Genomic DNA, 21,285 nt, shown 5'->3' with positions numbered 1-21,285 from the left:
GGAGACTCGCATGGACCTGAAATTGAGCGGTTTGAAAGCGATCGTCACCGGGGGCACCAAGGGTATCGGCCTCGCGATCGCCCGCACCCTGGCGGCCGAGGGCGCCGACGTTGCCATATGCGCACGGGACGGCGCGGCAGTTGCGCAGACGGCCAACGAAATCGCTGCATCGACGCAGGGTCGTACGCGCGCGATCGGGGGCGCGGTGGATGTTTCCGATGGACCGGCGCTGCAGCGCTGGACTGCCGAAGTCGCCGCTGAGTTGGGCGGCCTCGACATCGTGATTGCCAATGTGAGTGCACTCTCGATCGGTAACGACCAGGAGTCGTGGCGCAAGGAATTCGAGACCGATTTGATGGGCACCGTCAATCTGGTGGATGCGGCGATGCCGTATCTCGAGAAAAGTAGTGCTGCGTCGATTATCGCGATTTCCAGCGTGTCCGGACGTGAGATCGATTTTGCGGCTGGCCCGTACGGTACGTTCAAGGCAGCGCTGATTCACTACGTGCAGGGCCTTGCGTATCAGCTTGCGCCCAAGGGAATTCGCGCGAATACGGTGTCGCCGGGGAACGTCTATTTTGCCGGCGGCGTCTGGGACAGCATCGAACGCAACGATCCCAAGCTGTTCGCTGAAGCACTCGCGCTCAATCCGACGGGGCGCATGGCGCGGCCGCAGGAGATCGCCAATGCCGTCGCGTTTGTGGCGAGCCCGGCGGCGAGCTTCATGAGCGGCGCAAACGTGGTAGTGGACGGCGCACTGACACGCGGCGTGCAATTGTAGTTGCAGGGCGTTGGCGGCTGCCTTTCGGCTGCTGTCGAGGACGACGGGGCGTGCGTCGAGTGCTGTCCCGCTCCGTCGTGCAAGCCGTGCGGCGCTGCGCTTTGAGCGCCACACATGCAGTGCATACGGGCGTACGGTACCAGCCGCTGTTCCGATTAGGGCAAGTTCATCGCTGAATCAATTCAGGTCAGAATAAGATGGCAACTACTAATCACATCGCTGTGGTCGAAGCTCAAACGGCAGTTCGTTGGAAAATATTTTTCGTTATATTAAGTCTAGTCTCGCTGAATTATCTGGATCGCGCCTCGATCTCAGTTGCCATGCCCCTGATCGCGACGGAGTTCCATCTGTCTCCTGCACTGCAGGGACTCATCATGAGCATGTTTTTTTGGTCATATGCGCTGATGCAGATCCCAGGCGGCATGCTCGCGGACCGTTATAAGCCGCGTGTGGTCATTGCGACGGCAACCGTTATATGGGGTGTATGTCAGACGCTCGTCGCAGCTTGCACGAACACCGCCGGGTTGATCCTGACGCGTCTTGGCCTGGGGCTGGCCGAGGCGCCGCTGAACCCTTCGAGCGGCAAGCTCAACGGCATATGGTTGACGCCCAATGAACGCGGCCGGGGCGCGGCGTTGCTCGACGGTGGCGCGCCGCTTGGCGCGGCAATCGGCTCGCTTATTATCGCTACGTTGATTGGCTGGACGGGATCGTGGCGGTTGGCGTTTGTCGTGACGGGTGTCGTTACCATTCTGGCTGGTCTGTTCGCGTGGCGTTTTATTCGAAACAGCCCGCGGGACCACGGCGGGGTGAGTCAAGCCGAAGCGGAATACATCGAGCTTGCCAACCAGTCGGATATCGACGACGAAGCGAACCTGCCGCCTGCCCAGGCTATCAATCTGCTCAAGCACCGTACGCCATGGTTGATGTTTTTGGGCTACATGTTCTCGAACGTCGTCTTCTTCGGCCTCCTGACCTGGATGCCGAACTATCTGAGCAAGGTACACGGTTTTGATATTCGCCAGATGGGTGGTGCATCGTTCGTTATCTTTATGACCGGATTCGCTGGCGATCTGTTCGGCGGATGGTCTGCCGACAAGTTGATGTCGTCCGGCATGGCGCCGAATAAAGTCATGCGCACACTTTTAGGCGTTGCATCAGCGGTTACCACGGTTGCAATATTTTCTGTTGCGTTCACGACAGGGCCAGTAGTGACGGTAGTTCTCCTGTCGATCACGCTGTTCTTCCAGCGCTGGACCGGGCTGTACTGGAGTATGCCGGCGATGCTGACGACGCGTCGCAGGAGCGGTTTGCTCGGTTCGGTGATGAATCTGGGCGGCCAGGTCGGTGGCGTCGTGGTGCCGTTGGCGATCGGGTTGATTGTTCAACTGACCGGTTCTTATTTTATCGCGCTGATGGTATTCACGGGAGCAGGTATCGGCCTGTTTATTTGCTCGGTTTCGATTAACTATGAGAAGAAGGTGATGGTGTAATCGCTGCGCGGCCGGATCTCCCCCTCCCCGCCGCGCGTCGAATCATGCTGTGCGACAGCATCGGCCTCTATCCCATAGGCCGTGTGCGGTCGGAGCATCCGCAGCACATGTTTGTCGGGCACTCGCGCTAATCAATGTCGCTATTTCGCTTGCGATAATTACGTCGGTGATAGGCAGTCGAAAGCTCTTCGTCGTGGCGGACTGTTCGGGAGCCGCGGCATCGGCGTATCTATCGCTGCTGGGTTCATCCGCGCCCGAAGAGCAGGCGAGCTATTGTGATCAGATCAGCAAGTACGAGAACCGAAAGAAACATTTCTTCAGGAAGGCTCGACAAGCGCCTCGGTAACTGACGCGACAGAGCGGCTGCTCTACTCGGAGTGAAAAAGCAGGTTAGATGAAAACGCCAGATCAAGGAAATGGGGGCAACTCGCCGGCGGCGTTTCGTCACACCTCGCTGAACGGTGAAATGGATTCGATAGTTATCGGTGAGTTGCGACAAGCCGGACTTTCCTATTCGGTCCCACAGCCAAACGCTCGAAGATCTGTCACAACCGGCAATAGGCTGATCGAAGCGCCGCGTTCAATCACCTCATGTCCAGCAGCGAGTAGCCGTTCCATTGGCCGCCTTCTCTGAGGCCGACTTCTGCGGCACGCATGCATGGGAAGAAATAGGTAGACTCAAAGCGGGCGCTAAAAGTGCACTCATCCTTGCATCGACCTTACTTGCATCGACCTTACTTGCATCGACCTTACTTGCATCGACCTTACTTACCAATTTCAAGTTCCGGAGTATTAGAAGTGAAGGTTTACGATTTCAAAGGTTTTCCCAATCCCGCCCGCGTTCGTATCGCGATTGCCGAAAAAGGTCTTACCAACCGCGTCGAGTTCGTTCAGGTCGATCTGCCTGGCGGCGCACATAGAACTCCGGAGTTTCTTGCCAAAAATCCGTCAGGCGCGGTACCGGTGCTTGAGCTCGATGATGGCACGACGATCTCCGAATGCACGGCGATCACCGAGTACCTCGACCACCTGGACGGCGAGCCGACACTCACTGGCCGTACCGGTAAGGAACGCGCAATCATTCACATGATGCAGCGTCGGGCCGAAGTCGAATTGATGGATGCTCTAGGGACCTACTTTCATCACGCCACGCCAGGATTGGGTGAAAAGATCGAGCTCTACCAGAACCGCGAATGGGGCGAGCGAAGCCTCAAGCGCGGGATTGCCGGCCTGCACTATCTGAACCACGTCTTGAGCGGGCAACCGTATCTTGCAGGGGATAGTTTCTCTATGGTCGACATCACCGCGTTCGCCGGATTAAGCCTCGCAGATTTCCTCAAGATCGAAGTGCCCGACACCCTTACAAATCTGAAGGACTGGCGCGCCCGCGTGGGAGCGCGGCCCAGCATCGCGGCTGCCTAAGCCTAAGTTCGAAACCATCAGGGCACCATGCTGTCATTGGGGCTTAAGGCGTTCATTGCCGTTATTTGATGCTCAAAGCGGCTGTTCGCTCGAAGAGGTCGTCGGTTGCCGGGTGGCCAAGCTACATCGGGTTCGTCGTAGCATCCAACATCGTCGTTGCTTCGTTTCAACTTAAACAGAGCCACCATCGTTTTGGCTCGTATAGAAGGAGGTGCCATGCGTTGCTCTCGTATCCTGCGCTATGCGGTCGCGCTTGTCCCGCTGTTCGGCGGCCTGGCGCAGGCGGATGACATTGTTACGTCCTGGAATTCGGTGCATCTACCGGCGTCGCCGCATCTGACCTCGGTAACTGTCGATCCCGCCCATACCGCGCTGCTCGTGCTCGATTTCGACACTGGCAATTGCACGACGACGCAGCGACCGACTTGTTTCGCCTCGTTACCGAAGGTCGCCGCATTGCTCGACGCTGCGCGCCGGCACAAGATGATGGTCGTCTATAGCACGACCCCGACGGGGTCGGTCAAGTCGGTGCCTCCAATGCTTGCGCCCAAGGGTGGGGAGACGGTAGTGCACTCGGGCGTCGACAAGTTTCTTGGCACCAATCTGGAAGCTGCACTCGAGGCGAAACACATCCGTACCGTAATCGTCACCGGAACCGTCGCGCAAGGCGCGGTCCTTTACACCGCAACCGCCGCATCATTGCGCGGCTTCAAAGCGGCGGTGCCGGTCGACACACTCTCGGCCCCGGACCCGTTCGCCGAACTGTCCGCGGTATGGATTCTGTCAAACGCACCGGCCAGCGTCGCGAAGAATATGAGTGTGACGCGCTCCGACATGGTCCTGTTTTGACTCTTGATCGTCCTGCCGCGCAAGATTTCGCGGCAGATGCCGACAATTTCATCGGCAGGCCGTGGTCGCACGGGGAATTGGGAAATCCGGCTAGAACGGTAACACGACCGACGAATCTCGCGGTGCTATGAAATGATGCGACTTTTTGTAAATGACGTTAGGTTGGTAAAAGGTTGACACCTCTCTCGATATATATTCTCACTTGCAATAGCGAACGGCACTTAGACAAGGTCCTCGCGGCCGCGAAGCGCGTGGCGGATGATCTGCTAATTGTAGATAGCGGCAGCGACGACGCAACATTCGCGATTGCTACCAAATACGGTGCTCGAATAGCGCACCGCACCTTTGACAATTTTCGCGCCCAGCGACTTTTTGCCCACAGCTTATGTTTACATCAGACTGTGATGTTTCTCGATAGCGATGAGATCGCCAGCGACGCACTGATTGATGAGGTACTGGCGCTAAAAGTGTCGGGGTTTTCGCACGATGCCTATTCTGTTCGCCGCGATTGGGTGGTAAGGGGCAGGGTTGTCCACGCTCTCATGCCTGCTAGTTGCCCTGATTACCCCATTCGCATATGTAAGCGAGATAAAATTGATTTTTCTGAACACAGTGTTCACGAAACTCCTATCGGCTATGAAAGTGCTGGGCGCATCGAATCCCCGTTGGTCCACCATACCTTTGAGACCAACGCCGAGCTGATGCGTAAAATTGATCTATACACCGACCTGGCCGCAGCCGATTTACTCGATAAAGGGAGGTGGATTGGCGTACTTTGGCTTAAGCAGTGGATTAGTCCAGTCGGGGCATTCGGAAAGTGGTATATCCGTCGTGGAAATTGGCGCGATGGTCGAGTTGGTTTCATATTGGCGCTGTACGCCTTCACATACACACACCGTAAATATCGCAAGGCGCTTCTGCTGATCAATTCCCTGACTAATGCGAATTGAGAAAGTCGGACGCAAAGTCGTCGACCGTTGCGCATAGTGGTGGCGGATACGCGGCCGAATCGGCGACGAGATGGTATGGCATCTGCGTCAACCCGAGCCTCACCCGGCAAATCGCGGGCGCAATTGCTCGATGCGTATAAATTGCCGGAGGCGGCCTTACTCAGATGCCGCGAAAAACCCCAGGTATTCGAAGTCCGCAGTACTGTTCGCATAGACGAGAGAACCGAGCGCCCCAGCCGACACAAGTGTATCGACCATCGTTCGGCGGTTGGATATGAAACGCCACATTGATGACAGCGTGGGCACAGCGGGTTCGCCGCTAGCCTGACGTAGCGCTGCGAGAAGATCGACGCGATCAGGCGAATAGGCGACAAAGCCTTCATTCCACATCGCAGTGCGATCGATATCCAGCAACGCACACACCTGCTGCTTGATGGGGACATCGTTCGCGTCGGTATCGCGCGACTGCTGGATCAGCGACAGGATGCCCGCGTCGACCAGCTTGCCAGCTCGCAGCAGCGGCGGCAATCCAGGCGTCCAGGCGTCAGGCGGACAGCCCTTGTGCATCGGCGTCAGTTCGACGAATGGACTGATTTCCGCCGGATAGATTCGGCACACCAGAGGCCTTTGCTCATAGATACCGCAGCGCATGTCGGGTTGGAGATTCGGGCATGGGCCCGCATACGCACCCACCAGAATGACCACGACCCTCGTGGGCAACGACCCACTCATCGCGGCAAACGAACGACGACGTCGATGCGCCGCCTGGAGGTTGTCCTCAGGTGGCTCTTCGAGCCACGGCGACGCGTCGCAGAGAATCTGCACGTCGTTGCCACGCTCCAGCCACGCAACCGCCTCCGTCACGGTCAACGGCAAACGCAGATCGTGACAACACTTGCCACACATCGTGCACCCAAAATCGATATTCATGCCTAATAGTCCTTGCGTCGCGCGACGCGTTCCGATTGTCCAGTTTCACGCCTGACAGGCACACACGAGGGCTTCCGCCCTCCCTTGTGGCTACCGCCAAGCTCAAGGAATCGGGGTTAGTCGCTTGAAAGCGGTTGATCTGACAGGCAACTCGCTTATTTTTTGCGAACGCCGGTCGTGTTCGCGCGGGAGTGAATGCGCGAAACAATAATTTGCGGTCATTGTGTGAATTCTCCGGCAGCCTGGCACGGTATGCCGACCTCGCGTCCGTTCACCCGTTCGGCGACGCTTTTCCAGCGTACTGGCGAGGCATTCCTCGTTTCGGCGCGATTGCGCTCCCGGCTCAGCACGCTGAAGGTCGCGTCAGATTCGAGGCTCAAGCCCGCATCAAGGATGCTTTGCATTACATGTCACCCACCGGTATCGTGCTCGGCAATCTGCGGAGCCAATGCGGGTATCCGCGCAAAGAACGAGAGCTAAAACGTGAGTGAGTCGGACAGAAATTACGTTGATGAGATTGCATACACATTCGGCTATTGCGACGAGCTGAATCCGTTACGGCTGAAACTTCCCTTGCTGCAAGCTGAACTTGCCTTGCCAACTGTACATACCGCTTGCGAGCTCGGTTTTGGCCACGGCGTGAGCGTAAATATCCACGCTGCCGGGTCCCCTACGCGATGGTACGGCACCGACTTCCACTCGCCTCACGCGAACTTCGCCCGACGACTTGCGGACAGTGCCGAATCGCAGGCGCAATTGTTCGGCGAGCCTTTTTCCGAGTTCTGCCGGCGCGACAATTTACCGGATTTCGACTTCATCGGCATGCACGGCATCTGGAGCTGGATTTCCGACGAAAATCGTGCGCTGATTGTTGAATTCATACGCCGCAAGCTCAAGGCCGGTGGCGTGCTGTATCTGAGCTACAACACCCAGCCCGGATGGGCCGCGATGCTGCCCGTGCGCGAATTGATGCAGCGGCATTTTCAAATCGGTTCAGTATCCGAGCCGCACGACGACACGGGCGCCGAAGAGCGCACGCAAGTGCGCATTAAAGCCGCCGTCGATTTTGCGCGGGCCGTATTTGCGACGCAGCCGGGCTATGCACTGGTTAACCCACTGCTTGCCGAGCGCGTCGACGCGTTGTCCGGGGAGAATCCTAATTATCTCGCGCATGAGTATTTCAACCGTGACTGGCACCCCATGCCTTTCTCGCAGGTCGCCTCGTCGCTTGTTGCGGCGGGTTTGACTTATGGGGGATCTGCGGACTATCGCGATCACGTCGATGAGATCAACCTCACCCCGGCGCAGCGCGCTTTGTTAGCGGACATTGCGGATACGAGTTTGCGAGAAACGGTGCGCGATTTCTGCGTGAACCGGTCGTTGCGGCGCGATTACTGGATCAAGGCCCCACGGACGCTCAGTGACGACGAGCGGGACGCGAAACTGCGCGCCCATCGGGTCATCCTGGCGCTGCCGAGAGATGCCGTGGTGCTGAAAGTGCGCGGTGCGCTGGGGGAGACGCTGTTACCGGAATCGCAATACGGCCCTATTCTCGACGCGCTGTACAGCTACCGTCCGATGACCCTGTCCGATATCGAAAACAGCGTTCGCGGACGGGGCATCACACTGACGCAGATCGTTAAGGCCGTGACGCTACTGGTTGCTATGGGCGTGTTGCTGAATGCCCAAAATGATGTGCAAATCAGTGCCGCCCAGCCGTTGGCGAAGAAGCTGAACGCGGCGATCTGCGAACAGGCGCGCCATCATGACGAAGTTCAGTTTCTGGTGAGTCCGGTTTCGGGTTCTGGGGTCCTGGTGCCGCGTGTAGCGCAACTCTTCTTGCTGGCACGGATGCATCAAATGCAGCAGCCGACGCAATGGGCTGAGTTCGCTGAGTCCGTGCTGCGCGCGACTCCCCAGCCTACGCGAGCAACCACAGAGCTGCCATCGGGCGCAGCGGTTTCTCTGGCCGATCTGACAGCGAAAGCGAACCGCTTTGCCCGGATTCATCTACCGATATTGCAGGCACTGGAGATCGCTTGAAATGAAGTCGGCGTAGGTAAGCCAACGGCCGTAGATGAACGATAGCGGACGACGCGGAATCGGCAATCTGCATAGTTTCGGGCGACCTACGCCAGACATGATTCTGGCGAAGACGCAGGCGGATTGCGCGCTGCCCGCACCTGGGCGGCAAATCATCAGGTCAGCAGCGGCGTAGAAACTGGCACTTGTCCCGGTGACTCCGGGGGCGGTTGCCGTTGCTCCGGTCCATACCTTTGTATCATGGGAATCCGGCTGTTTTGGCACTACGCTTCCCAGCGAAGCGTTCATCTCGGACGCTGGCGCTCTTCGCTGTCGAGAACGCCCCACACCAGGCGATCCCTATGGATCCTCTCCAGCTTGTTTCGATTGTCGACGACGACCAGTCTGCCCGCGTGGCCACCGAAAGCCTGGTGCACTCGCTGGGGTGGCCGACCCGTACCTTCGATTCGGCCGAGGCATACCTGCAGTCGAGGCCGCCTGCGGGCACCGACGCGACGGGATGCCTGATTTCCGATGTGCGCATGCCCGGCATGTCGGGCATCGAGATGTTTGAGCACCTGCTCGCGCTCGGCGCTGCGCCGCCGACGCTCCTCATGACAGCCTTTCCAACCGATGCACTGCGCACGCGGGTGGCCGCGGCGGGCGCCTTGGCCCTGCTCGAAAAGCCGCTCGACGTCGCCGCGCTCGAGCGCCATCTGACGCGTGTGCTCGGCACGCCATGATCGAAAGCCGTTGCCGTCGTCGCTTGCGTCCCGTGCCGGGCGCGTGACGTGAGGCGTTCGCGAGGCTCGTCACGGCGCCCTGGTAACGACGTTGCTCTGCCACGCGTGCCTGGGTTTTCTGCTCGCCGTGTGCTCCCCTGAAAATGGCCGAGTTCACCCTGTGCGATCAGACCGCGCTCGCTACGAGCGCAGCACCTCCGCGCTCGCCTGCGCGTTCTCCCTAGTCGGCAGCGTGAAGCGGAAGACGGCGCCGTGCGGCTCGTTCGGCACGGCTTCGAGCCATCCGCCGTGTGCCTCGACGATGGACCGGCTGATTGCAAGGCCCATGCCCATGCCCTCGGCCTTCGTCGTGTAGAACGACTGGAACAGGCGGTCGACGTGCCCGGGATCGAGACCGGTGCCCGTGTCGCATACTTCGACCATGGCGGTGTCCGGGTCGGCCCTGGCTGTCCTGATTGTCAACTCGCGCGGCCTGTCGTGCACGCCGGTCATCGCTTCGATGCCGTTGACGATCAGGTTGATCAGCACCTGTTGCAGCTGGACACGATCGCCCATGACGAGGGAAACGTCAGACGAAAGAGCGTTGCGCGAGACGACGCCGTTGCGCAGCAGTTCCGCGCGCGTCAGCGCCACGGCTTCGCCGACGGCCTCGTTGAGATCCCAGCGCTCGATGCGCGGCGGTACCTTCTTGACGAGCCCGCGCACGCGGCTCACCACCTCACCGGCCCGGCTACCGTCCTTCTCGATGCGCGTGAGCGCATGCCGGACTTCCTCGAGCGCCGGCGGCTGGGCATCGAGCCAGCGCAGGCCCGCGTGCGCACTCGTGACGACGGCGGCGATCGGCTGATTGACTTCATGGGCGATCGACGCGGTCATTTCGCCGACCACCAGGACCCGGTTCAGTCGCGCGAGATCGGATTGTGCCTGCTGCAGCGAGTCCTCCAGGCGCTTGCGTTCGCTGATGTCGATGTTGGTCTCCAGGATCAGCGCGGGTTTTCCTGCATTATCGCGCTGGAGCGACCAGCGGCTCGTTACGACGACGGGCGTGCCGTCCGTCTTTCGATTGACGAGCTCGCCTTCCCAGCGGTCTTCGCGCAGCAGCCTGGTCATGATCTGCTCGAGCGGCGTGACGAACGTCGTTTGCAGGAGCGTGTGCGCGACAGCGCCGAGCGCCTCGGCGCCCTTGAATCCGTACAACTCCTCGGCGCCGCGATTCCAGTAGAGGATTTTGCCGTCCATGTCGCGCGAGAAGATGGGGTCGTGCGTCAGGTCGAGGAGATTCGCCTGATTGCGGAGCGTCGATACCGTTTGCTGCGCGTGCAAGGCCAGGGCCGTCACGAGGCCGATCGTAACGATGCTGATGCACTCGTTGATGAGGGTCTCCGCGCTCGGGCGGGCGGGCGGCGCGAGCACCCAGCTCAAGATCGTGAGCGCCACGCAGCCGAGTCCGACAAGCACGACGCTTCGCGGCTTGCAAAAGCGCGCGGCGATCAGGATGACGACCACATAGAGCGTCGCGACGGCGATGTCGAGCACCGTGGCCGTATCGAGGATGAAGATCACCGCCGCCAGCGCGGCGGTCGCGACAACGAGTGTGACGGTGGGCTTGCGCGGCGAGCGCCTTTCGTCTGTCATCCCGGCTCCAGCTCGATGCGTTTGATCGGCACGCTGGTGTGCGGCGTGGGCGACTCACGCTTGCGTATATTTCCCGGCTGGGAGAAAACCAGGCAAGCGGGTTAAGTATAGGGATGTTGACTATCCCCTTACAAGCGGAGCGTTGCCGTGCCTGGCGAGACGGCTCAGGACAAACGAGCCCGGTGGTCGGTTTCGGGGCATCGCTCGATGAGGGCGATGACGGTCTGCAACTCCTGGTCCGTCGCCATCGCACACGGCGCGTCGGCCAACGGGCTGCTGCGCGCGTCGACTTCAACGCTATTGCCGGCCCAGCGCGCGACGCCGCGCATGACACCAGCAAGCGCGAGGCGCTTGAGCTGCTCGAGTACGGGTGGGGTCAAGGCCCGCTTCGGGATATCGCGGGGCGTTCGCCATCGTCTGACGGTCCGACGTGTTCTCGGCTGTGGGCGTCAGCGCCGCCCGCTTGGGCTGCTCTATAAGAGGTCGCCGCTGTGCGATGGCCGACTCGACTGCGCCCTTGTCCAGGTGGTGCGCCGGCGCGAAGGGACGAAAGACAATTTCCCATTGACCTGCGTTTCGCAGCCACGAATGTTCCGACGTTTTAGTGTCCTACTCAGCGTCGTGGGACGCCCGTGTCTTCGATAGTCCGCTTCCGCTATCACTCCAGCCGCACGAAGGCATCAATTGAACGGCCCTTGGGGGTCGACAACACGCGTTCGCTGATCTTGAGACCTGACATAGGAAACCATCAACCTGCGAACGGCAGCAGAGCGACCCGCAGTTGCCTTACCGGTGTTTCTGGCGTTCGATTCACGACGCTCGAGTGAGCGCATAAAATGTACTAGCCCGTTGCAGTACGCCCAAACGCAATCGCCAAGTCTATAAATCCAGATGACTCAGGCCTTTGCAATCTGGGATGCCATCTGATTTCGTTCGTCATCGTTTCTCTCCGATCGGGGCACCACGTCTTTATGTCGAGATTGACCACACACGCGATGAGCCGCCGGCACCTGCTGACGCTGATCGGCAAGAACCTCGGCGCGGCCGCCATGATGCAAGGCATGGGCACGCTTGGGTTCGCCGCTGCCTCGACCTACGCCGGACCGATCAGACTCGATGGCGCGCCCAAAGGAACGCGAATTCTCGTGCTCGGCGCGGGCATGGCTGGCCTCGTCGCGGCCTTTGAGTTGAGGAACGCGGGCTACCACGTGCAGGTGCTCGAGTACAACAACCGCGCGGGTGGCCGGGCCTGGACTGTCAGGGGCGGTGATCGTTATACAGAACTCGGCGGTGCCACCCAGTACTGCGATTTCGCTGACGGGCTTTATCTGAACCCAGGGCCGTGGCGCATTCCGTATCACCACCAGGGCGTACTCGACTATGCAAAACGTCTGAAGGTGCCGCTCGAGCCGTTCATCCAGGTCAATTACAACGCCTACCTGCATTCGGCGGAGGCTTTCGATGGCAAGCCGCAACGATTCCGGGCGGTGCAGACCGACTATCAAGGCTATATCGCCGAGCTGCTTTCCAAAGCAATCCACAAAGACGCGCTCGATGATGCGTTGTCAGTCGACGATGCGCATCTGCTACTCGAATCCCTGCGCCAATGGGGTGCGCTCGATCGGGATGGTCGCTATCAGGCGGGCCGGCGAAGCAGTGAACGCCGCGGATTCGCAATCGCGCATGGCGGTGGGCTGATGCCCGAGGCGGTACCGTCGGATCTGCTCCCGCGCGACCCCTTGCTTGCGTCGCGTTTGTGGCAATGGCTCTCGTCTGGAAACCAGCAGGACTTCCAGAGCGCCATTTTCCAGCCCGTCGGCGGCATGGACAGGATTGCCCATGCGCTTTATTCGCAGGTCGCAAGCGCTGTCGTGTTCAACGCCAAAGTCACGGCCATCTTGCAGGACGAGCAAGGCGTCACAGTGCGCTATACCGATACGACCACCCGGACCGAACGGAGCGCGCACGCGGATTGGCTGGTGTGCACCATTCCGCTCTCGATTCTGAGTCAGATCGACATTGCGGTCGGCCCGGCCATGCGCGCCGCGATCGATGCGGTGCCCTACGAGACATCGGTGAAAATCGGGTTGCAATTCGGCCGGCGATTCTGGGAAGAAGACGAGCAGATCTACGGCGGCATCACGCATACTGATCTGCCGATCTCGATGATCGGCTATCCGGCAACAGGTTACGGATCGATTGGTCCTGCGGTGCTGCTTGGCGCCTACATGTGGGGGCCCGCCAGCTATGAGCTGGGTGCGCTGCCCCCTGCCGAACGGATCGCGGTGGCATTGAGCCAGGGCAGCCAGATTCATCCGCAATACGCACGCGAATACCAGAACGGCTTCGCGATGAGCTGGAGCCGATCACCGTTCACGAATGGCTGTTTCGCCGCATGGACTGATGCGTTGAGAGAGGCGCATTACGCGAATCTCTGTCAGATCGACGGACGGATCGTCCTTGCCGGAGAGCACGCGTCCCATATCCCGGCATGGCAGGAAGGCGCCGTGCTGTCGTCACTGGATGCGATCACCCGGTTGCATCGGAGAATTGTCAATGGATAGGCCGACGCTGATCCTCAGCGTGATGCTGATGGGGTTGCTGATGGGAGCCACGACGGTGTCGGCTCAGGACGTGGCACAGGACGCACCACGCGCTTTCACGATTTCGCCGGGCTACCGTTTCACCGAAAAAAGCGGCGAAGCGCTTTACAACGCTACCTGCGCGGGGTGCCATATGCCGGATGGAAAAGGCGCACAGGGCGCGGGGCACTATCCGGCGCTCGCTGACAACCCGGCAGTCGATGCGGCACCGTACGTCATCGTTAACGTACTGCACGGCCGAAAGGCGATGCCATCGTTTGGCGACGCGATGGATGACGATCAGGTCGCGGCTGTTGTTAACTACACAAGAACCCATTTTGGCAATCGATTTGACGGAAGTGTCACGCCGAGCCAGGTTAGAAGTCTGCGCTGAGTTCAGGTGGGAGGGCTGTCGATGCGCGGCCTCTTTCCTGCAGCCTCCCCTATCCCTTCACGAGACTTATGGCGCGATGTAACCGGGTCTGTTTCGGCTCGGCGACGGCGAGCTTTAGTTTCAACGTTGATATTCTGACGCTGGTTTCGTGACGCGAGTATGCCGCTTTCAAACGGTTGCTTCGCCCTGCACGTTTCTGTCAATGGCGCTGTCCGACCTGTTTCAGGCTGTCGCCACCTTGCGACCGTGCGGCGCGTCTAGGGAACAGCGGGCACTCGCGAGATGAAATCGTTGGCGAATTCTCGGGCTAAGCCGCCGGTCGAACCTTCGTCCCTCAAGGGCAACTTACTGGATGACAACGGTCATCCATGTCGGCGCATTGGCCGACAGGTACGCTCGAGGGTGGCTCGACGTGCACCCGTTGCGCGGGGTGGTGACCACGCAGGACGAATCCGGGACCATCCATTATCCACTGGAACAATAATTTTCTTGCGACTTGGCGCGTTACCTCTACTCTGGAAAGGTGTGTTATTTGCTCATGGCCGCCAAACCATTCGCAAAGAGAGTTGTGACGAAATAAGGGGTGAGCATTTCAGAGTTCTCGGGATAAATCTCATCCGTTGTTGGAGCAACTGCCCGATGAGATGTGGATCGGAGGAATTCATGGCGTTGGTCAAATGCAAGGAATTCGGGAGCGAGGCTCGCAGCAAGCCGACGAAGTGCGTCAAGTATGGCGCGCCCGGGGTAAAGCAGCAGACCGGCGCGGGAAAGATAAGGGGCGGCTTCGGGATTCTTATAGTCGGATCGTTGATCAGCGGGTGTTGCGTTTCGACCTATGGCGCCAAAGATGGCCACGACCCGATGAATCAAGCCCAGTCGTGCTGCAAGGACGACCTCCAATGTCTCGCAGAGAAAGCGATCGTTGCGGCCGACACCTATTGCAAGGATCCGATCGAGCGACTTGCGACGCACGCTGTGAGATGGACTGAGGCACCCAACGAGATGAAATTCAGTTACTTTCGCTGGACCGATCAGCCGGGCGGCGCGATCACATACGTTGGCGATAAGGCCGAGTTCCAGAACGACGTCGGCACCTATACGCCGATCATTTACCAATGCGACCTTGCCAGTGATGGTCAGACAGTGCTTGCCGTCAATGCGACCGCTGGCAGGTTGCCGCGCTGACGACGTCCGGATCCAACCAGCGAATTGAATCATCCCATTCGGTCGTACGTGCACGCTTAACATCGTTCACTGCTGCGGAGAGCGCTATCGCGAACCGGATTAAGTATTGACTTGAATCGGTCATCCCGCATTCCGTACTCCCGGACAACACCACGGGCATAGACAGAGCGCGAAGGTCCGCTTTCTGGTTCCGAATTGATAATCATCTGAAAGGCCTCCTGGCCGCCCCAGAGAAAGTGGCCGCACTGAGTCGGATGACGACCGACCCAGATCGACCCATCTCTGCCATTCGAATTGTCTGGTGCTGAACGGCCGGTTCCGGAGGTACAACCGTCTTCATATCTGTCTCGCCGAATAAGCCAAGGCCGTCGTCTTCACCGCGAACGCGTGGCGTGCAACATGTGCGTCGCCATCCCCGTGTAGTACGCCTGGGTGAATCGCCAGTCTGCGCAAACGAAGATACCCACCCGGCTCAGGCGGCACATGATGCCCTGTTCGGCCAGCAATCCCTGGAAGTGGTCGCCGGTGTAATGGCTCCCCTGATCCGCTTGCTGCGCCGGCCGGCATTGACCCGTACGCCGCCTCACCGTGCAAAAGATGAGATGCGCGATGTGTCCTGCGACGGAAGCTCGGAAATCCATCAGTTCCGATGCGATTTGCGTAAGTCGTCCTACGTGCTTCAGAACCGATGACGAAGGCCGACGGTCACCTCGACCTGGTTGTTCGTTGACGACGGTGCACTGATGCCGTTGATCCACGCAACACCCAGCGGCGAGTTGCGACTGGCGCTCACGCTCTGGTAGGCGCTCTGCAGATAGATATCCGTGCGCCTCGACAGGTCGTAGTCAGCCATCGCGCTTACCTGGTTCCAGTGCGGACTGCCGCTGCCTGCACTGCCGCCCCCGCGGGAATACGTGTACGCGCCGGACAGTTCTAGCACCGGTGTCAGAGCGTAGCGGATGTTGCCCTCGAAATTCTGGAAGTGCGTGCTGAAGCCCGTCTGGAACAGCTGTGTCAGGTTGGTCTGCGTATAGACGAATCCCGCAACCGCCGGACCGAACGTGTAGTTCACGCCACCTCCCCACGTCTGCTGCCGGGAGGCCATCGTCCCCAGCGGAACCGAAGTCGGCGACAGGAGTCCCTGGAGCGATGCCCCGAGCGTATCAGTCACTGCACCATTCGCATTGACCTGCCCCGGGGTCCGCGCGGCGCTGTTCAGGTGCAGATACCCAGCGCCGAAGTTCAGTGGCCCCCACGCGTAAGAAGCGCCCACACTGTATGCCCGATTGTTGGAAAAGCCGCCTGCGAGATTCGAGAAGCCATACAGGCCGCCGAACTTGAACCCTTGAAGGTCCGGGCTCTCATACTTCACCGAGTTGTTGATCTGGAACGAGTCGTTCAGGTTGTCACTGTCGAAAGGATGTGCGAAGTGTGTGCCGCCGTATTCCGTGCCAGTCAACGCGAGCGGAGCAACAAAGTCGACCATGTCGTCGGTCTGACGGCCCAGCGTGAGCGTGCCGTAGTCGTTGTGCTTGAGGCCGACGAAGGCAAGGCGGTTAAAGATGCGGTTACTCGAGGAGAACTGCCCGTTGTTCAAATTAAAACCGTTTTCCAGTGTGAAGATCGCCTTCAGACCTCCACCCAGGTCTTCCGCGCCACGCAGCCCCCAGCGGCTATATTGGACTGAGCCACTGGTCATCTGCCAGTTGCTGTGTCCACCCGTGCCAGTCCCGGTGATCTGGCTGTTCGTGTAGGTCAGGCCCGAGTCGATCAAGCCATACAGTGTCACGCTGCTCTGTGCGTACGCCGCGCCTGTCAGCGAGAGCATCGCCGCGCCAGCGATCAGGGATTTCTTCATTTGTTTGCTCCAGAATGTCCTGAGATGCAATGAAGGAAATGCGGTCTGCGCTACCCTCGCGGTTCCGTGCCCGCAACGTTGGCCGTCGATGGAGGGTCCGTGTTAAAGACTAGCTGACCCGGTCCTCGACTGACAATGCCGCATCCGGCCTGGAAAATGTCCGATGCCGGGCAACGCTTGCTGCAGGCGGTTCGCCCGCCATCCTTCCGCGACGGGGTGTTGCCCGCCGGCAACGCATTGTCTCGGCGCCGCACCGGGCGGCAAGGCAGCACGCGAGCAGTTGTCAAATTGGGGTATGAGCCGTCGACGGCACCACGCTAATCTCATTCGCAGCGCGTCCATACCGGCTGTTCATACCAGTATTAGGGGTTCGAGCCCATAGGAACGGAAACCCGGGTTAAGCATGAACGCTCGCCGTGTGAGGCGGCAGTTCGGGTGACTCGGACGGGTGGGTGTTGCTCGGCTGACCCGGTCCGGCTTCAGAATTGGGTGTGGCTGTGCGCGGTAGCAGGGGAGATGGCGAACTGGGGGTGACCCGCTTCAGTGGACGGTTACGTAGTTGAATTGTGCCCGGGTGAGGGTCCTCCCTTTGATGTGACGTTGCGGGTTGTCCACGGCCGGACGGCGGGTCGCCCGTTACGACCATGACGCTGGCCGGCGGTGGGCAACCCGCATGCGGACGAGGTCTGTTTTTTCGCGGCATGCATCCGTTCGTAAATCATCGGCGAGCGATAGCCGATGCCGCTGTGCAGGCGGTGCGGGTTATACCAGCCTTCAATGAAGGAGAACAACGCTTGTCGGGCTTGTTCATGTGTATCGAATCGCGTGCGCGCGAGCAGCTCACATTCAAGCGTGGCGAAGAACGCCTCGCACATGGCGTTATCGAAGCAGTCGCCCACTGTGCCCATGGACGGACGCACGCCTGCTTCGCTGCAACGCCGGCCGAAGGCAAGCGAAGTGTATTGGCAACCTTGGTCCGAGTGGTGAATCACCCCGTTGGGATGGCGTTGTCCCAGCGCCATGTCCAGGGCCTGCAGCATCAGCGCGGTGCGCAGATGGTTGGCTATCGCCCAGCCCACCACGCGCCGGCTGAACACGTCCAGTACCACCGCAAGGTACAGAAACCCGACGCGGGTCGGTACATAGGTGGCGTCGGCCACCCACAACTGGTTCGGCGCGTCGGCGTTGAAGTGCCGCTGCACCAGGTCCGGCGCTGGCCGCGCATCGGGCTGCCGTTGCGTAGTACTGAACCAGCGACGCCGGCTCACGCCGCGCAGCCCTGCGATGCGCATCAGGCGCGCAACCCGCTTGCGCCCGACGTGGATACCTTGTCCGCTGAGCTCCGCATAAATGCGCGGCATCCCGTAGGTCCCGCGTGAGCGCGTATAGATTGCACGGATGCGTGACAGCAGATCCGCATCGCTACGCGCATGCGCGGACGGTTTGCGCTCGATCCAGGCGTAGAAGCCGCTGGCGGAGACCTCCAGCAGCCGCGCCATGGTGACAATCGGCCAGATGGCCTGATTCGCTTTCATGAACTCGAACCCTTGTCGGGCACGGTCCCGGTCTCCCGGGCGAACCAGGCCGCGGCTTTTGACAATATGTCTCGCTCTAGCTTGAGTTGCCGGTTCTCGCGACGCAGCCGCGTCAGTTCCTCGCGCTCCGCCGTGGTCAGCCCGTCGTGACGCTTACCTGAATCGCGATCGGCCTGTGCGACCCAGTTGTAGATGGTCTGCGCGGCCGGCTCGAACTCCGTCGCGAGTTCCTCAGGCTTACGTCCGGCACGCACCAGTTCAACCATTTGTGCCCGGAATTCCGCCGGGTACGGGGTGCGATGTCTCTGCATGATGGACACCTCCTGTTCCAAAGAATAGGTGTCCACGAAACCGGGTCAACTCCAAACTGCCGTTTCGAATGACGCTGAACGACCCTCTTCGGCCAGTAGGACCAGCCCGGTCTTAACGGCGGTTCCCGAGGTCAAGCGGTCGTTCGCGCTGACGCGACGGCGGGAAAGTGTCGGCCAAACCGCTGGTAGCTAATCCTAACTTGCATGACCGCTTGACTGAGCGAAGCCGATACCCGCATCTCCACGTTCTCCTCTTTGTTGATCTTCTATCGAGCTCTATATTCCAAATTCCGAAGGCGCCCCATGTTGCAGTCGCGATCGCAGAAGGCCACCACCTTCTCGCCCTTGGGATGATTGTGTCCGCTGTAACCGAGGTTGTCGCCGCCTTGCTTCGCCGCAGTCGTCATACCGTCGCTGTAGATGACTGAAAGGGTCGAGGAGCGCGCCAGATTAAGTTTATATGCCGTGCCCGAAAAGATCCGGTCGATGCGTGCAACTCACGCGGCTGCGCCGCGAGAACCGCTCTTGCAGCCACGGCCGTTCGCGAGGGAGGCGGGGGCACAGGTGACTACAGTTTTTATGTAATAGCCGTCTTCCAGCGCGCTGGCCATACTCAAGGTATGTGTGGAGCAAAGCGGACCGACCGTTACATAGACCGATGATCCCGATTATCGGTGACGATCATCCGGATATTGCCGGCCGCTCGCGCAAGATATAGCCCCATCACGTTGGCTACATTTTCGGAAATCTTTCATTCGATAGGCGCTCCTGGTCGCCAGTTGTGTCCTCGCACGGATCGCGTCTGGTAATACGCGGCGTTTCCAGGAAACGCCAGGATTCCATATACAGCGACTTTGGGTCGTGCCAATTCAGGAGGAAACGAGATGCTTAAAGCTTTTTCAGTTCCCATCACACCGCAAGGAAAGTCCGCGCTGGCGACGCTGCCGCCGTGGCATTATTCCAGTGACTGTCTTGCCATCGAATACTGGGCCGACCAGAAGGCGATCGCGGCGCTGCTCCCGCCAGGCGTCACGGTAGACGAGAAATCAGGAGGGCGCGCCTTCTTCTGGTTTCTGGACTGGCAGTTCACGGGTTCCAATGACGAATTGACGGACCCTGCCCGGTATCAATACCGTGAGGCCTTCGTTCTGGTCGAGGCAGTGTTTGAGGGTATGCCGGTCAACTATTGCCCGTATATTTTCGTCGACAACGACGCCGCCATCGCGCGCGGATGGGCGCAGGGGTTTCCAAAGAAGCTCGCCAGTGTCTATCAGACTCGCAGTTTCTCCGCTCCCAGTGCAGCGGCTGCGCCGCTCGCCAAAGGAAGTCGCTTTGGCGCCAGCGTATCCGCACACGGAGAGCGGCTGGCGACTGCCCGTATCCAGCTCGAGGAGGCTGTCGCTGACCCGGCGACGGTTTTCAACCGGCCGACGACGATGCGCCGTTACTTTCCCCAGCTCGCGGCCGATCGTCAGGACAAGCCGGCGGTCAACGAACTGACCATGTCGCTTACGGACAATCTCGCGATCGTGAATGTCTGGAGCGGATCAGCGGAACTGAAGCTTCCCGAAGTCGACGGCGAGGACATGCACCTGGTTGCTCCGCTGCGCGTCGGCCGGGGTTATCGGCTCGGTATGTCGTACTCCGTGACCGACCTGCGCATTCTGAAGAACTACGCCGGATGACCGTCTCGACGGCCCTATGAGTTAGCAAGGGGCCAGGTTATGCGGGCGACCGTCCATGCGAATGCCCGCGAATCTTCAGTATAGGAGTGGCTCCCATGCCTCTTTACACCTTGACCACTCAGGACGGCGCACTCAGCAGTGACGCCAAGGCCAAGCTCGCGATGGAACTGACGACCCTGCATTCCGAATATGCGGGTGTGCCAAAGAATTGGGTGCATGTCGTGTTTCAGGACTATGCGAGAGGCAGCGGGTTCACCGCCGGAGAACCGGCGGCAACGGCTGCGCTCACGCTTTTGATGCGGGCCGGACGGCCACCTGAATATAAGCGGGAATTGATACAGCGTCTTTGGAAACTGTTTCAGACCGCGACGGGAGCGCCCGATGAACAGCTTGTCATCGGCATTCAGGAGGTGCCAGCCAGTCAGGCGATGGAGATGGGACAGGTCATGCCGGACATCGTGAACGAATAGGGTGACGACGAGGGCGCCAACGGCCCTGAAAGGACATGCAACAGCGCTGATCCCGCATCAGAACGGCGGCAATTATACAAATGCCCCGCATTGATGCCACCGAAGCGGCAGAGATTGAGGCGGCCGTGGCGGCCAAGATCAAAGATCAGAGCGACTCCTGCTAGTGAAGCCGCGCTATGAAGACTTATCGACGGGACCATGTCAGTCGAGTCAGCAGCGTCAGCTCGACCAGTTCCTCATACTCGGGGCCGATTACAGCTTTATGTAATAGCGGCCCTTCCGCCTTGCTCACTATCATGAGGGCAAGATAGGCTTCCGAAGCAAACCCCAATTCGGTGAGCTTTCAATGCCCGGCCTGTTCGCATGCGAGTGCCCGCGCATCGCGCGGCCGACATACGGCGGAACCGGTTCGTGCCGCTTTCACGGACACGCCCGGTCGA

18 protein-coding genes and 1 pseudogene are annotated in these 21,285 nt (G+C 59.8%); 11 read left to right on the top strand and 8 right to left on the bottom strand.

Features of this window, described 5'->3' with window-relative positions:
* Positions 1 to 10: 10 nt before the first annotated feature.
* The 5 genes from P0D84_RS23490 to P0D84_RS23470 all read left to right on the top strand — a co-directional run bounded on the left by P0D84_RS23490 (position 11) and on the right by P0D84_RS23470 (position 5,495).
* Positions 11 to 781 carry an SDR family NAD(P)-dependent oxidoreductase gene (locus tag P0D84_RS23490; RefSeq protein WP_408340869.1) on the top strand — a complete coding sequence of 257 codons (771 nt, stop codon included), beginning with the start codon at positions 11 to 13 and terminating at the stop codon, positions 779 to 781.
* Between the two features lie 197 nt (positions 782 to 978).
* Positions 979 to 2,274 carry an MFS transporter gene (locus tag P0D84_RS23485; protein WP_408340867.1) on the top strand — a complete coding sequence of 432 codons (1,296 nt, stop codon included), beginning with the start codon at positions 979 to 981 and terminating at the stop codon, positions 2,272 to 2,274.
* 798 nt (positions 2,275 to 3,072) lie between these two features.
* Positions 3,073 to 3,696, top strand: coding sequence for a glutathione S-transferase family protein (locus P0D84_RS23480; RefSeq protein WP_408340865.1), 624 nt, complete (start codon positions 3,073 to 3,075; stop codon positions 3,694 to 3,696).
* A 216-nt stretch (positions 3,697 to 3,912) separates the two neighbouring features.
* Positions 3,913 to 4,545 (top strand): cysteine hydrolase family protein, encoded by a 633-nt coding sequence (locus P0D84_RS23475; protein ID WP_408340863.1) that lies wholly within the window; start codon positions 3,913 to 3,915, stop codon positions 4,543 to 4,545.
* Positions 4,546 to 4,718: 173 nt separating this feature from the next.
* Positions 4,719 to 5,495 carry a glycosyltransferase family 2 protein gene (locus tag P0D84_RS23470; protein ID WP_408340861.1) on the top strand — a complete coding sequence of 259 codons (777 nt, stop codon included), beginning with the start codon at positions 4,719 to 4,721 and terminating at the stop codon, positions 5,493 to 5,495.
* 156 nt (positions 5,496 to 5,651) lie between these two features.
* Here P0D84_RS23470 and P0D84_RS23465 read toward each other — a convergent pair whose 3' ends face one another.
* Entirely contained in the window at positions 5,652 to 6,425 is a 774-nt protein-coding gene (locus tag P0D84_RS23465; RefSeq protein WP_408340859.1) for a YkgJ family cysteine cluster protein, read from the bottom strand.
* 218 nt (positions 6,426 to 6,643) lie between these two features.
* Positions 6,644 to 6,829, bottom strand: a complete 186-nt coding sequence (locus P0D84_RS23460) for a hypothetical protein (protein WP_408340857.1) — start codon at positions 6,827 to 6,829, stop codon at positions 6,644 to 6,646.
* A 169-nt stretch (positions 6,830 to 6,998) separates the two neighbouring features.
* Here P0D84_RS23460 and P0D84_RS23455 point away from each other — a divergent pair, with 169 nt between their 5' ends.
* Positions 6,999 to 8,468, top strand: a complete 1,470-nt coding sequence (locus P0D84_RS23455; RefSeq protein ID WP_408340855.1) for a class I SAM-dependent methyltransferase — start codon at positions 6,999 to 7,001, stop codon at positions 8,466 to 8,468.
* A 341-nt stretch (positions 8,469 to 8,809) separates the two neighbouring features.
* On the top strand, positions 8,810 to 9,190 hold the full coding sequence (locus P0D84_RS23450) for a response regulator transcription factor (protein ID WP_408340853.1): 381 nt from the start codon (positions 8,810 to 8,812) through the stop codon (positions 9,188 to 9,190).
* Between the two features lie 180 nt (positions 9,191 to 9,370).
* On the opposite strand, the gene P0D84_RS23445 is transcribed toward P0D84_RS23450, so the two are convergent.
* Together P0D84_RS23445 and P0D84_RS23440 are read right to left on the bottom strand one after the other, a co-directional pair.
* Complete coding sequence (locus P0D84_RS23445) at positions 9,371 to 10,753, bottom strand: sensor histidine kinase (RefSeq protein WP_408340851.1); 1,383 nt, start codon at positions 10,751 to 10,753, stop codon at positions 9,371 to 9,373.
* 236 nt (positions 10,754 to 10,989) lie between these two features.
* Positions 10,990 to 11,205 (bottom strand): hypothetical protein, encoded by a 216-nt coding sequence (locus P0D84_RS23440; protein WP_408340849.1) that lies wholly within the window; start codon positions 11,203 to 11,205, stop codon positions 10,990 to 10,992.
* A 615-nt stretch (positions 11,206 to 11,820) separates the two neighbouring features.
* Between P0D84_RS23440 and P0D84_RS23435 the strand changes: the two genes are divergently transcribed.
* Together P0D84_RS23435 and P0D84_RS23430 are read left to right on the top strand one after the other, a co-directional pair.
* Positions 11,821 to 13,389 (top strand): flavin monoamine oxidase family protein, encoded by a 1,569-nt coding sequence (locus P0D84_RS23435; protein WP_408340847.1) that lies wholly within the window; start codon positions 11,821 to 11,823, stop codon positions 13,387 to 13,389.
* Positions 13,382 to 13,801, top strand: coding sequence for a c-type cytochrome (locus P0D84_RS23430; RefSeq protein WP_408340845.1), 420 nt, complete (start codon positions 13,382 to 13,384; stop codon positions 13,799 to 13,801). The genes P0D84_RS23435 and P0D84_RS23430 overlap by 8 nt, the downstream gene beginning before the upstream one ends.
* A 528-nt stretch (positions 13,802 to 14,329) precedes the next feature.
* Here the strand turns inward: P0D84_RS23430 and P0D84_RS23425 are convergent.
* From P0D84_RS23425 to P0D84_RS23410, 4 genes and pseudogenes are all read right to left on the bottom strand, one after another.
* Positions 14,330 to 15,019 carry a hypothetical protein gene (locus P0D84_RS23425; RefSeq protein WP_408340843.1) on the bottom strand — a complete coding sequence of 230 codons (690 nt, stop codon included), beginning with the start codon at positions 15,017 to 15,019 and terminating at the stop codon, positions 14,330 to 14,332.
* Between the two features lie 341 nt (positions 15,020 to 15,360).
* On the bottom strand, positions 15,361 to 15,627 hold the full coding sequence (locus P0D84_RS23420) for a hypothetical protein (RefSeq protein ID WP_408346359.1): 267 nt from the start codon (positions 15,625 to 15,627) through the stop codon (positions 15,361 to 15,363).
* Positions 15,628 to 15,665: 38 nt separating this feature from the next.
* On the bottom strand, positions 15,666 to 16,844 hold the full coding sequence (locus tag P0D84_RS23415; RefSeq protein ID WP_408340841.1) for a porin: 1,179 nt from the start codon (positions 16,842 to 16,844) through the stop codon (positions 15,666 to 15,668).
* Between the two features lie 695 nt (positions 16,845 to 17,539).
* Positions 17,540 to 18,690, bottom strand: a pseudogene (locus P0D84_RS23410) (IS3 family transposase); the annotation flags it as partial.
* A gap of 884 nt (positions 18,691 to 19,574) precedes the next feature.
* Between P0D84_RS23410 and P0D84_RS23405 the strand changes: the two are divergent.
* Together P0D84_RS23405 and P0D84_RS23400 are read left to right on the top strand one after the other, a co-directional pair.
* On the top strand, positions 19,575 to 20,375 hold the full coding sequence (locus tag P0D84_RS23405) for an acetoacetate decarboxylase family protein (protein WP_408340839.1): 801 nt from the start codon (positions 19,575 to 19,577) through the stop codon (positions 20,373 to 20,375).
* 95 nt (positions 20,376 to 20,470) lie between these two features.
* Complete coding sequence (locus P0D84_RS23400; RefSeq protein WP_408340837.1) at positions 20,471 to 20,845, top strand: tautomerase family protein; 375 nt, start codon at positions 20,471 to 20,473, stop codon at positions 20,843 to 20,845.
* The last annotated feature ends 440 nt before the right edge of the window (positions 20,846 to 21,285 follow it).

Source organism: Paraburkholderia sp. RL17-337-BIB-A (assembly GCF_046025895.1).
In the GTDB taxonomy this organism is placed as follows: domain Bacteria; phylum Pseudomonadota; class Gammaproteobacteria; order Burkholderiales; family Burkholderiaceae; genus Paraburkholderia; species Paraburkholderia fungorum_C.
This window is presented reverse-complemented; position numbering and strand designations above follow the sequence as displayed.